Annotated in this window: 19 protein-coding genes; 6 read left to right on the forward strand and 13 right to left on the reverse strand. The window is 68.1% G+C overall.

The window, feature by feature from the left end:
* Nucleotides 1-121 precede the first annotated feature (121 nt).
* The 3 genes from M6E97_RS05055 (at nt 122) to M6E97_RS05065 (ending at nt 4,201) form a co-directional block, all read left to right on the forward strand.
* Nucleotides 122-1,555: a TldD/PmbA family protein gene (locus M6E97_RS05055; RefSeq protein WP_034005387.1), complete on the forward strand. Its 1,434-nt coding sequence runs from the start codon at nt 122-124 to the stop codon at nt 1,553-1,555.
* Nucleotides 1,555-2,880 carry a TldD/PmbA family protein gene (locus M6E97_RS05060; protein WP_023111720.1) on the forward strand — a complete coding sequence of 442 codons (1,326 nt, stop codon included), beginning with the start codon at nt 1,555-1,557 and terminating at the stop codon, nt 2,878-2,880. The genes M6E97_RS05055 and M6E97_RS05060 overlap by 1 nt, the downstream gene beginning before the upstream one ends.
* Nucleotides 2,881-3,076: 196 nt before the next feature.
* Entirely contained in the window at nt 3,077-4,201 is a 1,125-nt protein-coding gene (locus M6E97_RS05065) for a pyridoxal phosphate-dependent aminotransferase (RefSeq protein WP_023111719.1), read from the forward strand.
* A 149-nt stretch (nt 4,202-4,350) separates the two neighbouring features.
* On the opposite strand, the gene tpx is transcribed toward M6E97_RS05065, so the two are convergent.
* From tpx to M6E97_RS05080, 3 genes are all read right to left on the reverse strand, one after another.
* Nucleotides 4,351-4,848 (reverse strand): thiol peroxidase, encoded by a 498-nt coding sequence (gene tpx / locus M6E97_RS05070; RefSeq protein WP_058187926.1) that lies wholly within the window; start codon nt 4,846-4,848, stop codon nt 4,351-4,353.
* Between the two features lie 134 nt (nt 4,849-4,982).
* Nucleotides 4,983-6,332 (reverse strand): alanine/glycine:cation symporter family protein, encoded by a 1,350-nt coding sequence (locus M6E97_RS05075; RefSeq protein ID WP_003089954.1) that lies wholly within the window; start codon nt 6,330-6,332, stop codon nt 4,983-4,985.
* Between the two features lie 154 nt (nt 6,333-6,486).
* Nucleotides 6,487-7,398, reverse strand: coding sequence for a LysR family transcriptional regulator (locus M6E97_RS05080; RefSeq protein WP_009314146.1), 912 nt, complete (start codon nt 7,396-7,398; stop codon nt 6,487-6,489).
* Between the two features lie 118 nt (nt 7,399-7,516).
* On the opposite strand from M6E97_RS05080, the gene M6E97_RS05085 reads away from it, so the two are divergent.
* Nucleotides 7,517-8,512: an aldo/keto reductase gene (locus M6E97_RS05085; protein ID WP_024947863.1), complete on the forward strand. Its 996-nt coding sequence runs from the start codon at nt 7,517-7,519 to the stop codon at nt 8,510-8,512.
* Between the two features lie 187 nt (nt 8,513-8,699).
* Here the strand turns inward: M6E97_RS05085 and M6E97_RS05090 are convergent, their stop codons facing one another.
* From M6E97_RS05090 to M6E97_RS05130, 9 genes are all read right to left on the reverse strand, one after another.
* Nucleotides 8,700-9,635, reverse strand: coding sequence for a phosphatidate cytidylyltransferase (locus M6E97_RS05090; RefSeq protein ID WP_003089962.1), 936 nt, complete (start codon nt 9,633-9,635; stop codon nt 8,700-8,702).
* Between the two features lies 1 nt (nt 9,636).
* On the reverse strand, nt 9,637-10,266 hold the full coding sequence (locus M6E97_RS05095) for a lysophospholipid acyltransferase family protein (protein ID WP_003112154.1): 630 nt from the start codon (nt 10,264-10,266) through the stop codon (nt 9,637-9,639).
* Nucleotides 10,267-10,277: 11 nt separating this feature from the next.
* Nucleotides 10,278-10,730 carry a hypothetical protein gene (locus M6E97_RS05100; protein ID WP_003139079.1) on the reverse strand — a complete coding sequence of 151 codons (453 nt, stop codon included), beginning with the start codon at nt 10,728-10,730 and terminating at the stop codon, nt 10,278-10,280.
* Nucleotides 10,723-12,072, reverse strand: a complete 1,350-nt coding sequence (locus M6E97_RS05105; RefSeq protein WP_003116853.1) for a phosphatase PAP2/dual specificity phosphatase family protein — start codon at nt 12,070-12,072, stop codon at nt 10,723-10,725. Before M6E97_RS05105 ends, M6E97_RS05100 begins: the two co-directional genes overlap by 8 nt.
* Nucleotides 12,072-13,832: a bifunctional alpha/beta hydrolase/class I SAM-dependent methyltransferase gene (locus tag M6E97_RS05110; protein ID WP_033995243.1), complete on the reverse strand. Its 1,761-nt coding sequence runs from the start codon at nt 13,830-13,832 to the stop codon at nt 12,072-12,074. Before M6E97_RS05110 ends, M6E97_RS05105 begins: the two co-directional genes overlap by 1 nt.
* An 89-nt stretch (nt 13,833-13,921) precedes the next feature.
* Nucleotides 13,922-14,557, reverse strand: a complete 636-nt coding sequence (locus tag M6E97_RS05115) for a CDP-alcohol phosphatidyltransferase family protein (RefSeq protein ID WP_003139074.1) — start codon at nt 14,555-14,557, stop codon at nt 13,922-13,924.
* Between the two features lie 134 nt (nt 14,558-14,691).
* The gene (locus M6E97_RS05120) at nt 14,692-18,357 is read right to left on the reverse strand and encodes a translocation/assembly module TamB domain-containing protein (protein WP_019484365.1); all 3,666 of its coding nucleotides are present in this window, start codon (nt 18,355-18,357) and stop codon (nt 14,692-14,694) included.
* Nucleotides 18,354-20,093, reverse strand: a complete 1,740-nt coding sequence (locus tag M6E97_RS05125) for an autotransporter assembly complex protein TamA (RefSeq protein ID WP_003122638.1) — start codon at nt 20,091-20,093, stop codon at nt 18,354-18,356. Before M6E97_RS05125 ends, M6E97_RS05120 begins: the two co-directional genes overlap by 4 nt.
* A gap of 133 nt (nt 20,094-20,226) precedes the next feature.
* Complete coding sequence (locus M6E97_RS05130) at nt 20,227-20,940, reverse strand: GNAT family N-acetyltransferase (protein ID WP_003139068.1); 714 nt, start codon at nt 20,938-20,940, stop codon at nt 20,227-20,229.
* Nucleotides 20,941-21,084: 144 nt separating this feature from the next.
* On the opposite strand from M6E97_RS05130, the gene xthA reads away from it, so the two are divergent.
* The gene (xthA, locus tag M6E97_RS05135; protein WP_003089983.1) at nt 21,085-21,897 is read left to right on the forward strand and encodes an exodeoxyribonuclease III; all 813 of its coding nucleotides are present in this window, start codon (nt 21,085-21,087) and stop codon (nt 21,895-21,897) included.
* A gap of 107 nt (nt 21,898-22,004) precedes the next feature.
* On the opposite strand, the gene M6E97_RS05140 is transcribed toward xthA, so the two are convergent.
* A complete protein-coding gene (locus tag M6E97_RS05140; protein ID WP_003139067.1) occupies nt 22,005-22,436 on the reverse strand; it encodes a VOC family protein in 432 nt (143 codons plus the stop codon).
* Between the two features lie 94 nt (nt 22,437-22,530).
* On the opposite strand from M6E97_RS05140, the gene M6E97_RS05145 reads away from it, so the two are divergent.
* Nucleotides 22,531-23,445: a LysR family transcriptional regulator gene (locus M6E97_RS05145; RefSeq protein WP_078452307.1), complete on the forward strand. Its 915-nt coding sequence runs from the start codon at nt 22,531-22,533 to the stop codon at nt 23,443-23,445.
* The last annotated feature ends 18 nt before the right edge of the window (nt 23,446-23,463 follow it).

Consider the following 23,463-nt stretch of genomic DNA (forward strand, 5'->3'; position numbering starts at 1 on the left):
GGCGAGCCATCCGCAGCCTGGCACCAGGCTATGACAACAAACGGCTTGCTCCGTTACGGGCGAAGGCTTGAAATAGAGCGTCCTGCACTCGCCCACTCCGCAATCGGCCAGGGACGCACAGATGATCGACCCGTTGAAACACCGCTTCGCGGCGCTCCGCAGCCGCGCCGAATTCCACTCCTTGCGCTACGTCCAGCGTAGCGGCGAGTACCTCTCGGTGCGCCGCAACGTCAGCGAACCGCCGCACTTCAGCCAGGACCGCGGCGCCATGCTCTGCGTACGGCTGAACGGCGTGGAAGCCTACGCCGCCACCAACGATCTCTCCGCGGCCGGCCTGCAGGCCGCCCTGGAGCAGGCCGAGCGGCAAGCCGAGCGGATCGCCCGGCACGCCCTGTTCGACGTCCGCGGATTGCCGCCGGCAAGCGGCCGCTCGCAGTATCGCTCGCCGAACCAGGACGCCCCTTTCCCCTCCCTCGCCGAGTGCTACGAACTGCTCGCCGAGGAGTCCGCCAAGGTGCCGCGCGACGAGCGCCTGGTGAACTGGAGCGTATTCCTCGAAGTCAGCCGCCAGGAACAGCTCTACCTGAACAGCGCCGGCGCCGAGCAATACCACGAGCAGCGCTTCGTCTATCCCGGCGCCAGCGTCACCGCCTACGACGGCCATGACAGCCAGACCCGCAGTTTCGGCGGCCACCATGCCGGCCAGCAGGGCGGCGCCGAAGTGATCGAGCGCCTCGGCCTGGTCGGCGCCGCGCCGCGCATCACCGACCAGGCCCTGCAACTGCTGGCGGCGCCGAACACCCCGAGCGGCCGCTGCGACCTGCTGCTGATGCCGGACCAGATGATCCTGCAGATCCACGAGTCGATCGGCCACCCGCTGGAGCTGGATCGCATCCTCGGCGACGAGCGCAACTACGCCGGTACCAGCTTCATCAAGACCGAGGACTTCGGTCGCTACCAGTACGGCTCCAGCCTGCTCAACGTCAGCTTCGACCCGGAAATCCCCGAGGAGCTGGCCAGCTACCGCCAGGACGACGACGGCAGCCTCGCGCGCAAGGAATACCTGATCCGCGAAGGCCGCCTGCTGCGCCCGCTCGGCGGCGCCCTGTCGCAACACCGCAGCGGCCTGGAGGGCGTCGCCAACAGCCGCGCCAGCAGTTGGAACCGCGCGCCCATCGACCGCATGGCCAATCTCAACCTGGAGCCCGGCGACAAGAGCTTCGCGCAGCTGGTGGCCGGTATCGAGCGCGGGGTGCTGATGTCCTACAACCGCTCCTGGTCGATCGACGACGCACGCAATAAGTTCCAGTTCGGCTGCGAATGGGGCCAGTTGATCGAGGACGGCGAACTCAAGGGCGTGGTGAAGAACCCCAACTACCGAGGCATCTCCGCGCAGTTCTGGCGCAACCTCAGCGCGGTGGGCAACGCCGGCACCTTCGAGGTGCTCGGCACGCCCTACTGCGGCAAGGGCGAGCCGAACCAGGTGATCCGTGTCGGCCATGCCTCGCCGGCCTGCGTATTCAGCGATGTGGACGTATTCGGGGGAGACGCCTGATGCACCAGAGACAGCATTTCGAAGCCCTCGCCGAGGACCTGCGCCGGCATCTGGCCGAGGGCGAGGACTTCACCCTCTGGTACAGCGCCGAGGACTCCGAGTTCATCCGCTTCAACCGGGCGCGGGTGCGCCAGGCCGGCCGGGTGCGCCAGGCCAGCGCGCTGCTCCGGCTGATCCGCGACGAACGCCAGGCGAGCCTCGACCTGACGCTCTCCGGCGCGCCGGAAGAAGACCGCCAGCGTCTGGCCGAAGGCCTTCGGCAACTGCGCCAGAGCCTGGCCTGGATTCCCGCCGATCCCTATCTGCTGCTCGACACCACGGCCTGGCAGCGAGAGAACCAGGACCTCAGCGCAGCGCCCGACAGCGGCGCGCTGCTGGCCAGCCTCGAACGCCAGGCGCGCGACCTCGACCTGGTCGGCATCTATGCCGCCGGACCGCTGTTCCGTGGCTTCGCCAACTCCTGGGGCGCCTTCGGCTGGCATGCCGGCAGCAGCTTCAACTTCGACTGGAGCCTGTTCCACGGCAACGGCCAGGCGGTGAAGGCCGACTACGCCGGCCAGCGCTGGGACGACGAAGCCTTCGCCCGGCGCTTCGAACAGGCCCGGGAGCAGCTCGGCCACCTGGGCAAGCCGCTGCGCCAGTTGCGCCCCGGCGACTACCGCGCCTACCTGGCGCCGGCGGCGCTCGAAGAAGTCATGCAGATGCTCTGCTGGGGCGGTTTCTCCGCGCGCGCCCTGGCTACCGGCGAAAGCCCCCTGCAACGCCTGCAGAACGGCGACGCCCTGCTCAGCCCGCTGCTGAACCTAGCCGAGCGCCCTGCCACCTCGCCCTCCCCGGCATTCAGCGCGGAAGGCTCGCCGCGCGCCGAGGTCGAACTGGTCGGCAACGGCCGCCTGAGCGGACGCCTGGTGAGTTCGCGCAGCGCCCGCGAATACGGCCTGGTAGCCAATGGCGCCGGGGCCAACGAGGCGCCCACGGCGCTGGACATGGCCGGCGGCAGCCTGGAACAGGCGCGCATCCTCGAGGCCCTGGATACCGGCCTGTACATCGGCAACCTGTGGTACCTGAACTACTCGGACATGCCCGCCGCGCGCCTGACCGGAATGACCCGCTTCGCCACCTTCTGGGTGGAGAACGGCCAGATCCGGGCGCCGGTCAGCACCATGCGCTTCGACGACAGCCTGTACAGCTTCCTCGGTGCCCACCTGGAAGACCTCAGCCACGAGCGCGAACTGCGCCTGTCCAGCAATACCTACGGCGAACGCCAGACCGACTCGATGCACCTGCCGGGCGCGTTGACCGGGCGCTTCACCCTCACGCTCTGAGCCCGCGCGGCGCTCCCCGGCGGTTCGCCGCCCGGGAGCGCCGCGTGCGCAATCCGAAGAACACCCGCCGATATTCTGGCGCCATTATCACGCCACCATAAACGGACCGGCTCCCTCCTCGTTCTCCACTCTGGTGACACACGCCCGAGAGGAACCCACCGCACGCATATCCCATTCGGTACACGGAGGTGAAGCTATGCCCGCTTTGAGTCGTCGTTCGTTCGTGACCCTGACCGCCCTGGCCTCCAGCAGCATCCTGCTGAGCCCGCGAGCCTTCGCCGGGAGCGGCGCGACAAGCGCCGCCGGGAAGCCGCAAGAGACCTTCCTGGATTTCAACGAAAGCCCCTACGGCCCCTCCGCCAAGGCCAGGGCCGCCATGCAGCAGGCGGCCGCGCTCTGCGGCCGCTACGACTACGACGCGCAGGACGCCCTGGTCGGCCTGTTCGCCAAACAGAACGGCATCCCCGCCGAATCCGTGCATGCCTACTGCGGCTCGCGCCAGCCGCTGCAATACGCCGTCGCGGCGTTCACCGGCAAGGAGCGCAGCCTGGTCATGGCCGATCCCTCCTACGACTCCGTGCTCGGCGCCGCCCAGGCCCAGGGGGCGAAGGTCGCTGCCGTGCCGCTGGACGCCGAGGCGGCCCACGACATCGAGCGCATGCTCGCCGCCGCGCAACGCGACGCCGGGCTGATCTATATCTGCAACCCGAACAACCCGACCGGCACCCTCACCCCGTACGAGCGGATCGTCAGGGCGATCGAACGCAAGCCCGAGCGCAGCGTGGTGCTGGTCGACGAGGCGTATATCCATTTTTCCGACGCACCCAGCGTCGTTGGCCTGGCCGTCCAGCGCCAGGATGTGCTGGTCCTGCGTACCTTCTCGAAACTCTACGGGATGGCCGGCGCCCGGCTCGGCCTGGCCATCGGGCATCCGCAGCTGCTGGCGCGACTGGAGCGCTTCGGCGGCCACAACGTGGTGCCCTCGCCGACCGCCCACGCCGGGCTGGAAAGCCTGCGTGACGACGATCTGGTGCCACGGCGCAAGCAGCAGAACGCAGAGGTCCGCGAGCGCACCATCGCCTGGCTGCGCCAGCAGGGCTTCCGCTGCACCGCCTCGCAGTCCAACTGTTTCATGGTGGATATGCGCCGTCCCGCCGAGCTGGTCATCGCCGAACTGGAGAAACAGCGGGTGCACGTCGGCCGCCCGTGGGCCTCCTGGCCCAACTGGGTCCGTGTGACGGTAGGCAGCGAGGAAGAGATGCAGGCGTTCCGGAGCGCCTTCGCCAGCGTCAGCCGGCGCCATCAGGTCGCCATGCGCTAGCGCTGCGTCTCTGCGACGCAGGGCGGATGACCGCGCTGCGATTATCCGCCCTGCTCATGGCCCGAGGCGAGCAGCCAAGGGAATCGGGTTCGCCCGTTACCAGCCAGCCTGGCCGACGGTCATGGGACGAAGCGGGTTGGCCGTGGGGCTCAGAGAGCCGCCAGGGCCGCCGCGTAGTTCGGCTCGTCGGCGATTTCGCCGACCAGTTCGCTGTGCAGCACCTTGTTCTGCTCGTCGAGCACCACCACGGCGCGCGCGGCCAGGCCGGCCAGCGGGCCGCTGGCGATGGCCACGCCATAGTTCTCGAGGAACTCGCGACCGCGCAGGGTCGACAGGTTGACTACGCTCTCCAGGCCTTCGGCGCCGCAGAAGCGCTTCTGCGCGAACGGCAGGTCGGCGGAGATGCACAGCACCACGGTGTTGGCCAGCTTGCCGGCCTCGACGTTGAACTTGCGCACCGAGGTGGCGCAGGTCGGGGTGTCGACGCTGGGGAAGATGTTCAGCACCTTGCGCTTGCCGGCGAAGTTTTCCAGGGTCACGTCGGCGAGGTCGCCGCCGACCAGGCTGAAGGCCGGAGCCTGGGCGCCTTTCTGCGGGAGCTGGCCATCGACGTTGACCGGGTTGCCCTTGAGAGTCACTTGAGCCATTGCGTTGATCCTTCTAGTCAGTGAGAAGCCGCCGGCCCTGTGGCCGGCAGCGGAAGCATTCGGGGCCGGCGACGATGCTAGCACGCTTTACCCGAGCGAAAACCTCGGGTTTGAGCGTCGCCGTCCCCCGAGGCTCAACTCCTGGCCTTGGCGAAATACTCCCGGGTCAGGCGGAACACCACCGGACTCAGTAGCAGCAAGGCGATCAGGTTGGGAATCGCCATCAGCGCGTTGAGGGTATCCGCCACCAGCCAGGCGAAGTCCAGCTGGGTCATGGCGCCGAACGGAATCGCCAGGGTCCAGACGATCCGGAACGGCAGGATCGCCCGGGTGCCCACCAGGTACTCCCAGCAGCGCTCGCCGTAATAGCTCCAGCCGAGGATGGTGGTATAGGCGAACACCACCAGGGCCAACGACAGGATGTAGTGGCCGACGCCCGGCATCGCCGCCTCGAACGCCGCCGAGGACAGCGCCGCGCCGCTGGCGCCGCTGGTCCAGACGCCCGAGGTGATGATCGCCAGGCCGGTCAGGCTGCAGATGATCAGGGTATCGATGAAGGTGCCGAGCATACCGATCAGGCCCGAACGCACCGCGCTATGGGTCGTGCCGGCGGCCTGGGCGATGCCGGCGGTGCCGAGGCCAGCCTCGTTGGAGAAGATCCCGCGTGCGACGCCGAAACGGATTGCCGCCATCACCGCTGCGCCGGCGAAGCCGCCGGTGGCGGCGATCGGCGTGAAGGCGTGGGTGAAGATCAGTTGGAACGCGCCGGGAATCGCCTCGGCATGGACCACCAGGACGATCACCGAGGCGACGATGTAGCCGACGCACATGAACGGCACCAGGGCTTCGGCGACCTTGCCGATACGGCGGATGCCGCCAAGGATCACCAGCCCGGTGACGAGCATGGTGGCGACCCCGGTGACCCAGTCGGGCACGCCGAAGGAAACCTCCAGGGCATCGGCCATGCTGTTGACCTGGACCATGTTGCCGATACCGAAGCCGGCGAGCCCGCCGAACAGCGCGAAGGCCGCGCCGAGCCAGGCCCAGCGCTTGCCCAGACCGTTCTTGATGGCATACATCGGACCGCCGACGTGTTCGTTGCGCTCATCCTTCTCGCGGTAGTGCACCGCCAGCACCACTTCGGAGAACTTGGTGGCCATTCCCACCAGCGCGGTGCACCACATCCAGAACAGCGCGCCCGGGCCGCCGAGGAAGATCGCCGTGGCCACCCCGGCGATGTTGCCGGTACCGACGGTGGCCGCCAGGCAGGTCATCAGCGCCTGGAACGGGCTGATCTCGCCGCTGCTCTCGTCATCCTTGCTACGCCCCTGCCAGAGCAGGCGAAAGCCGACTCCCAGGCGCACCAGGGGCATGAACTTCAACCCCAGCATCAGGTACAGGCCGGTGCCGAGAATCAGCACCAGCATCAACGGCCCCCAGACCACGCCGTTCAGGTCGACCACCCACTTCTGCAAGCTTTCCATCAGCGATCCTTATTCTTGTTCGAATGAATGCGGCCTGGCGGCAGTGGGCATCCGGAACTCGGACGAACATCCCTGCTCGACAGGCCAAGGCTGCCGATCCTAACGAGGTTATCCCGGCGAAATCGAGAAAAATCTTCACCAGGAAGCCTGCGTCTCATTGCGTCTCGCCGGCCGCCTGGCGACCGAACAGTTCCACCAGCCAGTCGACGAACACCCTCACCCGCGGCGACAACTGGCGCTGCGAGGGATACACGGCATGCAGCGGCAGCGATGGCGGCAACCATTCGCCGAGCACTTGTCGGAGGCTGCCGTCGGCCAGGCCGGCGGCGACGTGATAGTGCGGCGCCTGGATCAGCCCGAGCCCGGCCCGGCAGGCGGCGACGTAGGCATCGGCGTTGTTGACGCTGACCCGGCTGCGCATCGGCAGCGTGCGTAGGCGCCCGTCGACGCTGAACTCGAAGTCGGCGGTACGCCCGCTGGAAGGCGACTGGTAGTTCACCGCGAGGTGCCCGCCGAGTTCGGCGAGCTGCCGCGGATGGCCATGACGCTCCAGGTAGGCGGCGCTGGCGCAGGTCACCTGCGGCAGGTCGGCCAGGTGCCGGCCGACCAGGCTGGAATCGTGCAGCTCGCCGACCCGCAGCACGCAGTCCGCACCCTCGCGCAGCAGGTCGACCAGGCGATCGTTGCTGCTCAACTGCAGCTCCAGTTCCGGGTAGCGCTCGCAGAACTCCGGCAGGAACGGAATCACCCGCATCCGCCCCAGTGCGCCCGGCAGGTCGACCCGCAAGCGCCCGCGCGGGTTGTTCAGGACGCGTGGAAAGCAGCTTTCCGCCTCCTCCAGGTCCGCCAGCAGGCGCACGCAACGCTCGTAGTAGGCCTGCCCGTCGAGGGTCAGGCTGACCTGGCGGGTGGTGCGCTGCAGCAACTGCACGCCAAGGTGCGCCTCCAGTTGCTGGATCGCCTGGGTCACGCTGGCGCGCGGCAGCTCCAGGCTGTCCGCGGCCTTGCCGAAGGCGCCCAGCTCGACGATGCGGGTGAAGGCCTGCATGGCCTGGAAACGATCCATCGGACGTCCTCGATTATTTGGAAAATACGAATGGTAAAACCGTAATTATGGGCTTTATCCAGGCCAATGCGGAGCGAAGAATGACGGCGTTTTCCTTCCCTCCCGCGAGGCTCGACACATGAAAACCCGTCAACTCGGCCACAACGGCCCTTCCGTCTCCGCCATCGGCCTCGGCTGCATGGGCATGACCGACTTCTACACCACCGGCGGCGACCGCCAGGAGGCCATCGCCACCCTGCATCGCGCCGTGGAACTCGGGCTGAACTTCTTCGATACCGCCGACATGTACGGCCCGCACAGCAACGAGGAACTGCTCGGCGAGGCCCTGCGCGGCAAACGCGAGCAGGTGTTCCTGGCCAGCAAGTTCGGCATCGTCCGCGACCCTGCCAATCCCCAGGCGCGCGGCGTCGACGGCAGCCCGGCGTATATCCGCCGCGCCATCGAAGGCAGCCTGAAGCGCCTCGGTACCGACCGCCTGGACCTTTACTATCAGCACCGCATGGACCCGCAGGTGCCCATCGAGGACAGCGTCGGCGCCCTCGCCGACCTGGTGAAGGCCGGCAAGATCCGCCACATCGGCCTCAGCGAAGCCTCGGCGGGAACCCTCGAACGTGCCCACCGGGTGCACCCGATCAGCGCGTTGCAGAGCGAGTACTCGCTGTGGACCCGCGATCCGGAGGACACCGGGGTGCTCGCCGCCTGCCGTCGCCTGGGCATCGCCTTCGTCCCCTACAGCCCGCTGGGCCGAGGTTTCCTTACCGGCACCCTGAAGCGCCCGGAAGACTTCGCCGCCGACGATTACCGTCGTTTCAGCCCACGCTTCCAGGGCGAGAACTTCGCGAAGAACCTGAAGCTGGTGGACAAGGTCGGCGAACTGGCCGCGGCCAAGGGCGTGAAACCCTCGCAACTGGCGCTGGCCTGGGTGCTGGCGCAGGGCGATGACCTGATCCCGATTCCCGGCACCAAGCAGCGGCGCTACCTGGAGGAGAACGTCGCCGCGACGGAACTGCGCCTGAGCGCGGCGGAACTGGCCGAGCTGGATGCGATCTTCCCCGCCGAGGCGGTCGCCGGCAGTCGCTATAGCGAGGAAGGCATGCGCCTGGTCAATCTCTGAGACAGTGAAGCTGCGGTCACGTCTCCATATGCCGGAGCCTGGTTGTAGGGCGAATCACCGCTTGCGGTTATCCGCCGCTTATCCGGGGTTTCGGCGGATACCGCCTGTGGCGGTATCCGCCCTACGGGTCTCTATCGCTCGCAATTTCCTGGCTGCCTACACGGCGGGGAACGGCGACGGGCGAACCTCAGGGCGTCCACCAGTAGCGCACCACGTGGAAGAAGATCGGCGCGGCGAAGCACACCGAGTCCAGGCGGTCGAGCATGCCACCGTGACCTTCGATCATGTGCCCCCAGTCCTTGACCCCACGGTCGCGCTTGATCGCCGACATCACCAGGCCGCCGAAGAAGCCCAGCAGGTTGATCAGCAGCGCGATCAGCGCCGCCTGCCAGAGGTTGAACGGGGTGATCCACCACAGCGAGGCGCCGATGGCGGTGGCCAGGGCGATGCCGCCGACGAAGCCTTCGACGGTCTTCGACGGCGACAGGTTGGGAGCGATCTTGCGCTTGCCGAACAGCTTGCCGCAGATGTACTGCATCACGTCGGAGAGCTGCACGACGATCACCAGGTAGGCGATCAGCAGCAGGTTGCGCCCCTCGAAGCCGGGAATGTCGAGGGTCAGCAGCGCCGGCACGAAGGAGATACAGAACACCGCCAGCATCAGGCCCCACTGCACTTTCGAGGCGCGCTCGAGGAAGTGCTTGGTGTCGCCGCCCAGCGAGGCGAGGATCGGCAACAGCAGGAACACGTACACCGGGATGAAGATCGAGAACATGCTGTACCAGTCGATGTAGATCAGCAGGTACTGCATCGGCAGCACGAAGTAGAACGCCGCCACCAGCGCCGGGTAGTCGCTGCGCCGGGTCGGGGTGAGGGTGATGAACTCGCGCAGGGCGTAGAACGACACGCCATAGAACAGCAGGATCACCGCCGCCTGGCCGAGCCAGAAGGCGAAACCGATCACCAGGACCATCGCCCACCAGGCGTTGATCCGCGCGTTCAGGTTGTCGATCACCGCGTTCGGGCCGGGACCGGCGCGCCACTTGAGGACGAAGCCGACCAGCGAGGCGAGCAGCAGCAGCGCGCCGATCCCGCCGAAGAGCATCCAGGTCTGTTCGTTCATCTCAGGCCTCCTCTTCCGGCGCCAGGTCCAGCAGGGCCATGCGCGCTCGTTCGAGGAACGCCTCCTTGCCTTCTTCCGCCGTGGCGACCAGCGGCTTGCCGAAGCTCAGGGTGCAGAGCAGCGGCAACGGCAGCATGCGGCCCTTGGGCATGACCCGGTTGAGGTTGGCCAGCCAGACCGGCACCAGCTCGACCTCCGGGTGGGCCAGGGACAGGTGGTAGATACCGCTCTTGAATGGCAACAGCTTGACCTCATCGTCCAGGTTGCGGGTGCCCTCGGGGAAGATGATCAGCGAGTCGCCGCCGTCCAGGGCGCGGTCGAGGGGTTCGAGCGGATTGGCATTGGCATCGCTGCGCTGGCGGTCGACCAGCACGCCGTTGAACACCTTGTTGATCACGTAGCTGCGCAGGCCGGCCTTGTTCCAGTAGTCGGCGCCCGCCACCGGCCGGGTACGCCGCCGCACCTCCGGCGGCAACGAGGCCCAGAGCAGGACGAAGTCGCCATGGCTACTGTGGTTGGCGTAATAGATGCGTTGCTTGGGGATCGGCGTAGTGCCCAGCCAGAGGCTGCGCAAGCCGGTGATGGCGCGGGCGCCGGCGATGATGCCATAGGCGACGACTGATTCGAGCATGGGAAGACTCTTCAGGTTTGAGCGTTGAATAGAGGGATCGACAACAGGCACGACAAGGCCAGCAGGAACTGGGCGCCACAGGCCAGCGCCTGCCAGCGTAGCAGGCGCAGGGCGCCGCGGCTGCGCTGGTTCCAGGTGCGCCCCGCGGCGTCCGCGCGGGCCAGGCCGAGGTCGGCCAGGGCCCGGTCCAGGTCTTGGGTCTGCGCCTCCAGCCTGTCGCCGGCGCGGCTGAAACGTTCGAACAGTTCGGCGTCCAGGGCCACTCGCAGCGCCCAGTACTTCTGCCACAGGCCGAGCATGGCGATCGCCAGCATCGCCGCAGCGAAATAGCGCCAGCCGATGCCCTGCACGGCCTGGTACAGGCCCAGCCCGATGGCCAGCAGGGTCAGTGCGGCGGACAGCCGGTCAAGCTCGCGGCCACGGCGCAGCAGGGCCGCCACCAGGGCCAGGGATTGCTCAGGCATGGCGCACCTCGCCCAGTTCCGCCGATGGCTCCGGCACGCTCCCGCTCAGCGCCGCGAGGGTCCGCCGCTGGGCCTCGCCCAGCAGCACTTGCGGTCGCGCCCGACGTAACACGGCCACGGCCGACTCGACGTCCGCCGCGCGGCCGCTGAGCAGCAGCCAGGCGGCGACCAGCGTGGCGCTGCGCGAATAGCCCAGGGCACAGGCCACCAGCAGCGGCCCTTGCGCCAGCAGTTCGTCGATCAGCACCGCGGCGCGCCGGCAGTCCTCGACGTCCGGCGCGACCAGGTCGAGCAACGGCAGGCTGCGATAGGCCAGCCCCTGCGGCTCGCAGGAAAGTTCGGCGGTAGCGTCGAGCAATGCGCGGAAGCGGCCGTCGGCCAGTTCCGCGGACGACGGCAGGCGCCCCAACCAGAGGCCCGGCAGCACCTCGTCCGGCTGCGGCCGGCGACGGGTCCAGAGCCAGGCGTTGATCCGCGCGGCAAGCAGATATGGCGCCAGCAGCCAGCGCGCGGCGGCGCTCAGGCGGCCAGTGCTGCCCTTCTGGAAGCCGGCGGCGCCGAACAGCAGGTAGTTCAGCGCCACCAGCGCCAGCGCCAGCGCCGGCCAGCACAGCCACAACGCCGCACCGCCGACGGCAAAGGCGACGGCGGCGCAGGCCAGCGCGCCGAGGCCGTAGCGAGCGGCCAGCCGCCGCCGTTGCCGGTCGCGGCTCAGACTGGCGCGGGCGAACGGCGCGGGCTGCGCCTGCGGCCACAGCCAGACGCACAGCCAACCGGCCAGCGCGCCGGTGGGCACGTCGATGAAATGGTGCTGCCAGGTGGTCAGCACCGACAGCCCGATCAGCGCGAACCAGCCATGCAGCAGCCAGCGCCAGGCGCCGCTGGCGTAGCGCGCGTAGCAGACCCAGAGCACTACCAGCAGGGCGATGTGCAGCGACGGTGCCTGGTTGTACGGTTTGTCGAACCCCATCAGCACGTCGAACAGCCAGCCGAACACGCCGCCCAGTTCCGGCCGTTCGAAGGTGAAGCGCAGGGGGAACAGCAGGAAGCAGGTCACCGACAGCACCTGGGCGCTGAGCAGGCGCAGGCAGTGGGTGTCCAGCTCGCGCTTGTCCCGCGGCAACAACAGCGACAGGCCGTAGAGCAGGTCGATCGACCAGTACGGCAGGATGGTCCAGGGCCACAGCGGCATCCCGCGTTCCCAGTCGAAGACCAGGCTGCCGACGTCGCCGCGCTGGCTGGTCAACCAGTTGGCCAGGCCATAGCTGGCGAAGAAGAACGGGCCGAGGAACAGCAGCCAGAGCACCGCCCGCTTCAGTACCCCCGGCTCGCGCGGCGCCATCAGCGGGCGACCTTCTGCGCCAGCGATACGCTGAAGATGCCCCACTGGTCGACCCGCTGGGTGATCTTGCGGAAGCCGGCGGCGGCCACCAGTTGGTCCATTTCCGCCTGGGTCCGGCGTCGCATCACCCAGGCCTGGCCCTGGCGGTGGCTGGTCAGCGCGCGGGCGATCAGTTCCAGCTGCGGGTGCCAGGGCTGTCCGGTGTAGACCAGGTAGCCGCCCTCCTCCAACGCCTCGCCGAGGCCGGCGAGGGAGTCGCCGACCATGCGGTTGTCGGCGAACAGCTCGTAGAGCCCGGAAACCACCCCGAGGCTCGGCTTCGGTTGCAGCGCCGCCAGGTCGGCGCGATCGAAGGCGTCGCCCTTGACGAAGCGGGCGATGCCGGCGAGGCCCTTGCTTTCGATCAGGGCGCTGCCGTCACGCACGTTGATCTCGCTGTAGTCGCGCAGAAGGATGCTTTCCGGCAGCGGCTCGACGCCTTGCAGGGCTTCGAGGATGTAGCGGCCGTGGCCGGCGGCGATGTCGACGATGCGCACCTCGCGCTGCTCCTCGCGCAACCGCTGCATGGCCAGGCGCAGCAGCTCCTCGGCGTGCAGCTTGCGCTGGCGGATGCCGCGCCAGCCGATGGAGTCCAGGTAGTTGCGGTCGATCAGGCGACCCAGCGGGCCGCTGCCGCTGGGCTGGTTGCGGTAGACATAGTCGAGGGTGCTGCCGGAATCGAAACCGGTGTCGAAGCCCAGCTTGACCCCGTCCGACCACAGGCTGCCCAGGCGCAGGCCGGCACGGGTGGCGCGCCAGTAGAGATCGCGCGGCGAGTTCTTCGGCAACGGCGCGGCCAGCGCCTCGGCCTCGGCGCAGGTATGACCCAGGCGGTCGGCATCGAGCAGGCTCGGTCGTTCGGGGACCGTGGCGAATGCCTCGAGGAGGAAGCGCCGGGCACGGCCGACGGCCAGGTGACGATCGCGCTCGCCAAGGGTGTCGTGGAAGAAGCCGGGCAGGATGTGCTTTTCCTTGCGCAGGCTGCCGAGACGCTCGAAGAAGCGCTCCTGCGGCGCACGGTGGACGACGAAGTCGGCCCCGGAAATCAGCAGTTGGGTGGGAATCTGGATCGCCTGTGCGTCCGCTACCACCCGCTCGGCAGCTTCGTAGAGGCCGAGCAGGATGTTCACCGAGATCGCCTTGGCGATCAGCGGGTCGCTGTCGTAGGAGGCGATCCGCTGCGGGTCGTGACTGAGGAAGCGTGCCTTGACATAGCTGTTGACGAAGAAATTGCCGCGCCACAGGCGCATCAGTTTCAGCCCGCTGCGGGCGAACGGCACGTAGAGCTTGACCTGGAACGCCGGCGAAGCCAGCACCAGTGCGCGCACCTTCGGCGCGTAGTCGTGGGCCCAGGTGGCAACCAGCACCGCGCCGACGCTCTGCGCCACCACCGCCATCCGCTCTTCGGCGATACCGTGGACGGCCTGGATATGGTCGACGAAGGTCTGTACGTCGCGCACGCTGGTGGCGAAGCTCGGGCTGTCGCCGCGGGCGCCTGGCGAGAGGCCGTGGCCACGGGCGTCCCAGGCGAAGAAGTCGTGTTCCGGCAGGTCGAGTTCGTCGACCAGGTGGGCGATCCGCCCGGAGTGCTCATGGCCGCGGTGGAACAGCAACACCGCCTGGCGCGTGCCGTCCGGCGCCGGGCGGCTGGCCGGCCAGTGGCGGTAGAAGAGCTCTACCCCGTCGTGGGTGGTGAAACGCAATTCCTGTACGTCGCGCATGTGATGTCCCTATGTCGTTGCCCCGGCCGGGAACCCGGCGGGGTTGCATCCTGCGGGCGCCCACCTCCATGGTGCTCGCCCATTCCCGCTCAGGCCTGCTCGTCGCGGCCCCGCCGACTCGCGGCCAGCTCGGCCAGGCCCTGGCGCACACGGTTGCCGATGGTCAGCAGCAGCAGGGCCGCGATCAGCAACATCAGCCAGTCGATCCAGGCCAGCGGCAACAGGCCGCTGGCCACCCCGGCGCCGATCACGCCGAAACACAGCGCCCGGTCGCTCTTGCCCATCGGGCCGTCGTAGCGGCGCGAAGCGCCGACCATGGTGCCCAGCGCACCGGCATATTCGCTGATCACCGCCAGCAGCACCACCAGCACCACCCACAGCGGATTGACTCCCGGCAACAGGGCGAACGGCAGGTACAGGCCGCTGTCGGCGATCACGTCGGTGAGTTCGTTGAGGTAGGCGCCCAGGTCGGATTTCTGGCCGAACTCGCGGGCGAGCATGCCGTCCACCGCGTTCAGCGCCATGCGCAGGAACATCCACAGCGGAACGAGGGCGAACAGCCAGAGATGGCTGGCGAAACCGGCGACCAGCGCGCCGACCAGCAGCGACAGCAGGCAGGCCGCCAGGGTCACCTGGTTGGCAGTGATGCCGCGCTGGTAGAGGCGCTGCACGCCGGGACGAAGAAGATTCTGAAAGCGCGGTTTGAGTTGATAGACGGAAATCATGTCAGCCAGTCCTTGTGCCGAGTTGCTTCGGGCACCGACCTGGCGGTCGGCGCCCGCTCCATTCTACGACGTCGATGCGCCGCTAAAAGTGACACACTTTTATGCGTTACGCATGGCCCGTATCAGCGCATCCGTCAGAAATCGCGCTTGAAGAACAGGTCCAGCGAACTGGCCAGGCCGCTCGCCGCTTCGAGATAGAGGCGTTTGGTCAACTGGTAGCGCAAGGCGATGGTATTTGCCGGTTCGAACACTCCAACACCATAGCGCAGGCTGAGCTTGTCGGTGATATTCCCGCTGGCGACCACGCTGGTGCTGTTGCCGGTGCCCTCGGTGTCCAGCTGGAAGTCCTGGATGCCGAGCTGCTTGGCGATTTCCCCGGTGAGCGGTGCGCTACCGGCCAGGCCCAGGGCCAGGGCCGCCTCGCCGAGCATGTTGCTGTCTTCGCCGGTGCTCATCGGCCGCCCCAGCACCAGGTAGGACAGCGCCTGCTCCTGGCTCATCGCCGGTTCGGAGAATACCGCGCTGGTCGGCTGCTCGGCGCTGCCGGTCAGGCGCAGGCCGGCGACCACATCGTCGACCCGGCGGATCGCCTCGATATCCAGGTACGGCTGGTCGATCGGTCCGGCGAAGAACAGCCGCGCCCTACGGATCGTCAGGCGCTGGCCGTAGGCACGATAGCGGCCCTTGTTCAGGTTCAGCTCGCCGCGGGTATCCAGGTTGTCGCCGATGTGCAGGTGGCCGGCCAGTTCGGCGCTGAGGCCGAAGCCGGAGAACGCCAGCTTGTCCTGGCCGACCTCGACATCGATGTCCATCTTCATCTTCAGCGGCTGCTGCTCGGGCTGCTCGGAGCCGACGATCACCGCATCGTCGGAGACCTTGACCGTCGATGGCGGCAACTGGCGGATGGTGATGTCGCCACGCGGCACCAGGACCTTGCCGGAGATCGCCAGCTCCTGGCCGGCCATGCCGATCTTCAGGTCCGGTTCCACCTCCAGTTGCGCATAGGGATCGACCACCACCGGCAGGCGGTTGCCACGGATGTTCAGGGCGACGTTCAGCGCCTCGCCCCAGCTCAGGTTGCCGGACAGGCTGCCCTGGCCGTACCTGCCGCTGCGCCAGCCGCCGCCGAGTTCCAGGCTTTCGCCAGCGATGCGAGCGTCGAGGGAAAGGTTCTCGAAGCTGGTCGGCAGCTCGCCGCCGCCGATGTTGCCGTCGCTCAGCGTCACCCGTCCGTCGACCCGCGGCGCCAGCAGGCCGCCGGACAGCCGGCCGCTACCGTTCAGCCTGCCTTGCAGTTTCTCCACCATCGGCACGAACGGGCGCGCCACCGACAGGTCGAGGCCGGCCAGGCTGAACTCGCCGCTCAGCGGCTTGCTCGCCGGGCGCGGGTCGATCTGCGCCTGCACCCGCAGCTCGCCGAGCTTCGGTCCGCGGAAGTCGAGGGAGGTATCGACGCGGTTGGGCGCCAGCCGGCTCTCCAGGCGCAGGCTGTCGTAGCCGACGTCGACCCACTGGCCCTGGTCGCGCAGGCGCAGCGTACCGCTGCCGGCGTCCAGGCTGACCACGCCGCTCGGGCCGCGGGCCGGAACGTCCAGTTGCAGGTCGCCGTTCAGCTTGCCCTGCCAGGCGAAATCCTCGGGGAACCATTGCTTCAGGCTGTCCAGCGGGAAGTCGCGCAAGGTGTAGCGCAGCCGCGGCTCGGGCAGCAGGCGCTGCTCGCCGCCGCAGAGGCTGGCAGCGCCGGATACCCAGCAATGTGCGCCGAAATTGACCTTGCCGTCGGCCAACCGCTCCAGGCGCGCCGGCTGCTGTAGCTTCCAGTCCTGGCCGCCGCTGCTCAACTCGCCGCGCGCCAGGCGACCGCGCCAGTTGCCGCGCTCCAGTTGCCCGTCGAAGGCCAGGCCGAGCTTGAGCAAGGCACCTTGCAGGTCCAGTTCCAGTTGCTGGCGGCGTTGGTCGCCGCGGGCATTGGCCTTGAACAGGCCGAGATCGGTTTCGCCGCTGCGCAGGCCGGAAGCGACCAGCGCCAGGGTGCCGTTCTGCCGGGCATCGAGGTTCGCCTGCAGGTCGAGGCCGGCGATGCGCTGCTCGGCGTAGGCGATCTGCTGTCCCTTGAGGTTCAGCCTGCCTTGCGGCGCCGCGAGGCTGCCAGCCAGGTCGAGGCGTCCGTCGAGGCGACCGAAGAGTTGCGGCCAAAGCTGGCCGAGACGGTTCAGGGCGATGTCCAGGCGGCCTTGCAGGCGCTGGTCGAGCGCCCCGCTGCCCTGCACCTTGTTATCCCCCAGGCGCAGGTCGAGGTTGCCCAGCGTCCAGCGCTGCCCCTCGCCTTCGGCGCGCGCCTGGAATAGCGCCGGCTGGCCGCGCAGGCGGCCCTTGACGTCGAGATCCACGCCCAACGCCAGCCGCTCGTCGCGAACACTTCCCTGGCTGCGCAAGGGACCGGCCAGTGAACCCGGCAGCTCGGCGACCCAGTACGCCGGGTTCAGTTCGCTGAGCTGCAGGGCGGTATCCCAAGCCACGCCATTGTCGAAACGCAACGTCACCCGGCCCTCGGCCTGGCCTTGCCCGGCGCGGAGCTGCAACGACGGCAGGTTGAGCTGGACGAGGTCGCCGGACACCGGGCTGGCCAGCGTGAAGTCGCCCGCCGGACCGCTCGCCGCCGCGCTGAAATTGCCCAGGTAGCGCTGGTCCTGGTAATGCACTTCCGCCTTGAAGGTCTTCAGCGTCACCGGCGGCGGCTCCGCCAGCGGATACAGGCGCAGCCAGGGGAAGTCCTTCCAGTCCAGGGTCGCGTCGGCGGCCAGGCTTTCGCGCCAGTCCAGGCGTCCGACCAGCTCCAGGCGCTGCTCGCCGCCAGCGTCCAGGCGCAGTTGGCGGATATCCGCGCCCTGGGCGTCGACCCGCCCGTCCAGGCTCAACGCCACCGCCCCGCCCTCGCCCGGCAGGCTGGCGCCGCCGCGGATCAGGTAACCGCTCTTGAGATCGCCGCCGGCATCGAGCTGGATGGCATTCAGGGTCAAGGTGTCCGGTAGTCCGGCCGTACCCTTGAAACCGTCGGCGCGGATCAGCAATCGTGCCGGCAGGTTTTCCGCCAGCGCCTGCAACTGTCCTTCCAGGCTGCCGTCCAGGTAACCGCTGCTGCGGCCTTTCAGGGTCAGCGCCTGCTGCAGCTCACCGCCGACCTGGACGGCCAGCTTCCACGGCTTGCCTTCGGGAGCGGGCAGGCCGAGCGTGGCTTCGGCCTGCAAGGGCCAGTCGCCGCTCGGCTGCAAGCGCCCCTGGAGCGCCAGGTCCAGGCCGAAGCCCCGCGCCGTCAGCGAGTCGATGTGCAGGCCGTCGGCCAGCCAATGGGCCGCCAGCTTGAGTTCGGCGACCTGCTGGTTGCCGTCGAGCAGGAAGCTGCCGACCGCCACTTCGCCGAGTTCGATGCTCAGCGGCAGTTTCAGCGTCGGCAGGCTGATCGGCCCGCTGTCGGCGCTGTCGCCGCTCGGCGGCAGGTCCAGCGCGACCCGCTCGGCGGCCACCCGCTGCAGGCAGAGGCGCAGCCCCGCCAGGCAAGCCGGCGACCAGCGCAGTTCCGGCCGCTCGACGACCAGTTGCGTACCGTCCTGCGCCCAGGACAGCCGCTGTGCCTGCCAGGCGCCACCGAGGCGACCCTCGAAGCCGCTGACCTGCAGGCCCGGCACGCGGCCGAGCAGCCAGGCGCTGCCGGCCTGGGTGCCGAGCAGCGCAGCGAGTCCCAGGAGCAGCGCGAGGAGCAGCCCGACTATGGCCAGCAAGGTGATCTTCAGCGCCTTCACAGTTCTGGCCCCATGGAGAAGTGCAGGCGGAAACCGCCGTCGTCGTCGAGCGCATGGGCCAGGTCGAGGCGCAACGGGCCGACCGGCGAGACCCAGCGCACGCCGAAGCCGACCCCGGTCTTGATCGACGGGAAGTCCAGCGAGTTGAAGGCGTTGCCCTGGTCGACGAAGGTCGCCAGGCGCCAGCGCTCGGCCAGCGGATATTGATACTCGACGCTGCCGGCGATCATGTAGCGGCCGCCGATCTTGTCGCCATCGGAATTCTCCGGCGACAGCGTCCGGTAGTCGTAGCCGCGCACGCTCTGGTCACCGCCGGCGAAGAAGCGCAGCGAGGGCGGGATCGACTTGTAGTCGTTGGTGGCGATTCCGCCTACCTGCAGGCGGCCGAGCAGGCGATGGCCGCCGGCGAAGCTGGTCAGGCCCTTGGCCATGGCGTCGACATGGAGGACGTCGGCGTCGGCCAGCAGGCCTTCCTTCGCCCCCTTGACGTTGAACTGCAGGCGGTAGCCATGGCTGGGGTCGACCTTGTTGTCGGTCTCCAGCAGCGAGTAGCCGATCCCCGGCATCAGGAAGCTGCTCAGCCCGGAGTCGTCGCCCAGCTTGTACTCCTCGCGCATCCAGTTCAGCGAAACCACCCGCTGCCAGCCATCGGGCTGCTTGCTGTGCCATTCGCCGCCAAGGGTCAGCAGCTTGCTCTCGGTGTCGACCAGGTCTTCGAACTGGTAGCCGCTGGTGAAGCGCAGCTTGTCGGTGAGCGGCGGATCGAGGGGAATCTCGTACCAGGCGCCGACGTTCTGCCGTGGTGCGGAGATTTCCGACTCGAATCCCAGGCTATGCCCTTCGGCATTCACCCAATGGCGGGTCCAGTTGAACCTCGCGCGCGCCCCGACGTCGGTCGAGAAACCGAGGCCGACGCCCATGGTCCGGGGCTTGCGCGCCTCCAGCCGGACCGCTACCGGGATCGCCTGGCGCGCGCCGTCGGCCTGCGCCTGGGTCGGCGCGGCGTCGACCCGCACGCCCTCGAAGTAGCCGCTGGATTGCAGGTTCTGGTTGAGTTCGGCGATCAGTTCGGAGTCATAGGGTTGGCCGGCCTTGAACGGCACCATGCGGCGCAACAGTTCTTCCTCGATGATCGAGTCGCCGTCGAAGCTCACCTTGCCGAAGGTGTAGCGCTGGCCGCTGTCGTAGACCAGGTCGATGTCGGCGATGCCGGCGCGCGGATCGATGCTCAGGCGCTGGGTGCTGAAGCGGCCCTGGAAGAAGCCGTAGCGCGAGGCCTGGTTCTGGATCAGCCGCTTGGCGTCCTCGTAGACGCCCTGGTTCAGCTTCGCGCCCGGTTTCAGCTGCTTGCCCGACGGCAAGCGGAAGCTCTCCAGGCTGGCGGCCTCGCCGAGCACCTGGATGTTCACCTGGCGCAGGCGCACGGGCTCGCCGGGCACTACCTTGAGCGTGAGCTTCGGCGGCTTGCCGTCCTTCACCTCGCTGTCGATCTGCGCCTGGAAGTAGCCGAGCGCCTGGGCCGCCTTTTCCGCCTGCGCCTCAGCATTGCGACGGAAACGTTGCAACGCCGCCTCGTCCCGCTCGCCGAGGCTACCCACGTAGGCCTCGATATTGGCCTTCAGGGCGGCATTGGCGGGGGTGACGCGCACGCTAAGCTGGCTCTCCGCGAAGGCGGCCGTACTCAGGCACAGCAGCCCGGCCAGTGGGAACCGGAACAATCCTTGAGTCAGTCTCATGGCGCGGATGCTACGCAGGCGGGTGGCGCGCGTCCAGATTTGCGCGGACGCCGCCGACCACCTCCTGACATTCGGGTTTTATGACGCCAAGCGCCTGACAGGCATGGCTTTTCTCGCGCGTCCGGGGGAACGCTCAGGTCGCCGCCGGCGTCTCGCCAGGATGCAGGAGGACGTGCTCGCGCACCGCTCCCAGCGTCACCTCGCCGATCTCGCGGTAGCCGTGCCGCTGGTAGAAGTCCAGGTAGCGCGCATTGCCAGTATCCAGGACCAGCCCCTGCGAAGCGGAGTCCTCGGCGCACCAGCGCTGCACAGCCGCCAGCAACTGCTCGCCGATCTGCCTGCCCTGGTATTCGGGATGCACGCCGAGCATCGGCAACTGGTGGTGGGGGCCGACCGGCAGGCAGGCCTGCACCGCCCGGTGGTAATCCAGGTAGCGCCGGGTCGCGGCCAGGCCGACGCTGAACAGCATGCGCAGGCGCCAGCTCCAGCTCTCGGTGATATCCAGGCGCCGCTGCGGCGGCGTGATCAGGGCCGCCGCGACCAGCCGATCGTCGATGAACAGGCCGATGGCCGGCAACTCTTCGCCCAGATGGCGCTCGACCATCTCCCGGACGCAGGCACGCACGCGCTGGTCGTAGCCGGCGCGCTGCGCATCCATCAGGTAGGCGAAGGTCGGTTCGTGGCGGTAGGCGTGGTAGAAAAGCGAGCGGACTTCGCGGCTATAGCCGTCGTCGAGCAGACGGACATCGGTGACCTGATCAGGCATGGAACGCATTCCTTGTCGGCCGCCGGCGCAGCGACACGCACGCTTCGCCACGGCGATTGGTCGAGCGGATGGCCTGGCCATCCCCGTCCGCGGCAGACCACAGGGCCGGCAAAGCGCCAAGCCACACAGCCATCGGGTACCCGGCGGACACTAGCACAGCGCCTCCAGGGTCGCCAGGCATCCCCCGGCTGGGCTAGCATTCCTGTTTTTGCCAGGACGCCCACCATGAAAATCGTCTCTTTCAATATCAACGGTCTGCGCGCCCGGCCGCACCAGCTGGCGGCGCTGATCGAGCGGCACCAGCCCGACGTGATCGGGCTGCAGGAAACCAAGGTCGCCGACGACCAGTTTCCCCAGGCCGAGATCGAGGCGCTCGGCTACCACGTCCACTACCACGGGCAGAAAGGCCACTACGGCGTCGCCCTGCTCTCCCGCCAGGCGCCCCTGGAACTGCACCGCGGCTTCCCGAGCGACGGCGAGGAGTCCCAGCGTCGCTTCATCTGGGGCACCTTCAGCGACGCCCAGGGCAACCCGATCACCGTGATGAACGGTTACTTCCCGCAAGGCGAGAACCGCGAGCATCCGACCAAGTTCCCGGCCAAGCAGCGCTTCTACGCCGATCTCCAGTCGCTGCTGGAGAACAGCTTCAAGCCCGAGCAGGCCCTGGTGGTGATGGGCGACATCAATATCTCGCCGGAGGACTGCGACATCGGCATTGGCGAGGAAAACCGCAAGCGCTGGCTGAAGACCGGCAAGTGCAGCTTCCTGCCGGAAGAGCGCGAATGGCTGGCTACGTTGAAGAACTGGGGCCTGGTCGACAGCTTCCGGGCCCTGAATCCGGAGGTGAACGACCGCTTCAGCTGGTTCGACTACCGCAGCCGTGGCTTCGAGGACACCCCCAAGCGCGGCCTGCGCATCGATGTGATCCTGGCCAGCCGGGTGCTGCAGTCGCGCTTCAAGGACGCCGGCATCGACTACGACCTGCGCGGTATGGAGAAACCCTCCGATCACGCCCCGATCTGGCTGGAACTGGCCTGAGACCCAGCCTAAGGAAAAGGCTCATCCCCGGATGAGCCTTCAGGCGGTCGCTGCCTGGCCCGGGCGATCTCGCCGACGCCCCCCCTATCCGGCGCGCGACCTTTCCCTCAGGCAGGATTGTCCACCCGCGCCCCCTTCAGCTCCACTCGATTGCCGTCCGGATCGAAGAAGTACAGCGACCAGCCGTCGCCCTCGGCGCCGAAGCGGATTTCCGCGGGAACCTGCGGGACCAGGCCGAACCCCTCGAGATGGGCGATCAGCGCGGCCTCGTCGAACGGCTCGATGCGCACGCAGAAATGGTCGACGTTGCGCCCTTCCCCACCCGGCGCCGCACCGCCCTCCCGGCCGAGCGACCCGGACACCGCGACCAGGTCGAGCATCGACGTGCCCAGGCGTAGATGGGCCAGCTCCAGGTCGTCGCGCCACTTCACCACCACGCAACCGAGGACATCGCGATAGAACGCGATGCTGCGTTCCAGGTCGCGGACCCGCAGGACGATGTGATCGAGACGTTCGACGACGAAGGGTTGCATGGTCATTCACCTCTAGAACCGTGGACTATGGCGAGACTTTAGCCAGCACACCCCAGGTTGATAATGCTTTAATCCCTGATTCATTGATTACTGACAGTGAATTATCCCTGTGGATCACCTCACCGCCCTCAAGGTCTTCCGCGCCGTGGCCGCGAATGGCGGCTTCGCCGCCGCGGCCCGGCAGATGAATCTCTCGCCGGCCGCCGTGAGCAAGAACGTCGCCGAGCTGGAAGCGCACCTCAAGGTGCGCCTGATCAATCGCACCACCCGCAGCATGAGCCTGACCGAGGCGGGCGAAGTCTACCGGCAGCGCCTGGAGCGCATCCTCGACGACCTTGAGGCCGCCGACGCCGCGCTCACTTCGATGCAGCAGGGCCCCAGCGGCCTGCTGCGGGTCAGCGCCCCGCTGACCCTCGCCCTCACCTGCCTGACCCCGGCCATTCCGGCTTTTCTCCAGCGTTATCCGGACCTGCGCCTGGAACTGCTCCTGCAGGACGGCCGCCAGGACCTGATCGCCGAAGGCATCGACCTGGCCCTGCGCGGTAGCGACCGGGTTGCGGACTCCGGCCTGGTCGCCCGCCCGCTGCTGATCCTGGAGCACGTGCTCTGCGCGGCGCCGGCCTACCTCGGTCAGCATGGCCAGCCGCTGCGGCCGGAGGCCCTGCGCGAACACGAGTGCATCCGCTTCAGCCTCTCTGGCCATGCCGACCGCTGGACCTTCCGCAAGGGCCGCGAGTGCATAGCGGTGCCTATCGCCGGGCGTTACCGGGTGTCCTCCAGCCTGGCGGTGCGCGATGCCCTGCTCGCCGGCTTCGGCTTGAGTCTGATCCCACGGCTGTACGTACAGGCGGAACTGGCCGAAGGCCGCCTGGTTGAATTGCTGGCTGACTGGAAGGCCGACGAGACGGCGATCCACGCGGTCTATCCATCGCGCCAACTGGCCGGCAAGACCCGGGTGTTTCTCGACTTCCTGACCGAGACAATGGCGCAGGGCCATGATTCCCCAACGCTGTAACCTTAGCGTCACCCGTCT

Origin of the sequence: Pseudomonas sp. B111 (genome assembly GCF_026428275.1) — a bacterium.
In the GTDB taxonomy this organism is placed as follows: domain Bacteria; phylum Pseudomonadota; class Gammaproteobacteria; order Pseudomonadales; family Pseudomonadaceae; genus Pseudomonas; species Pseudomonas aeruginosa.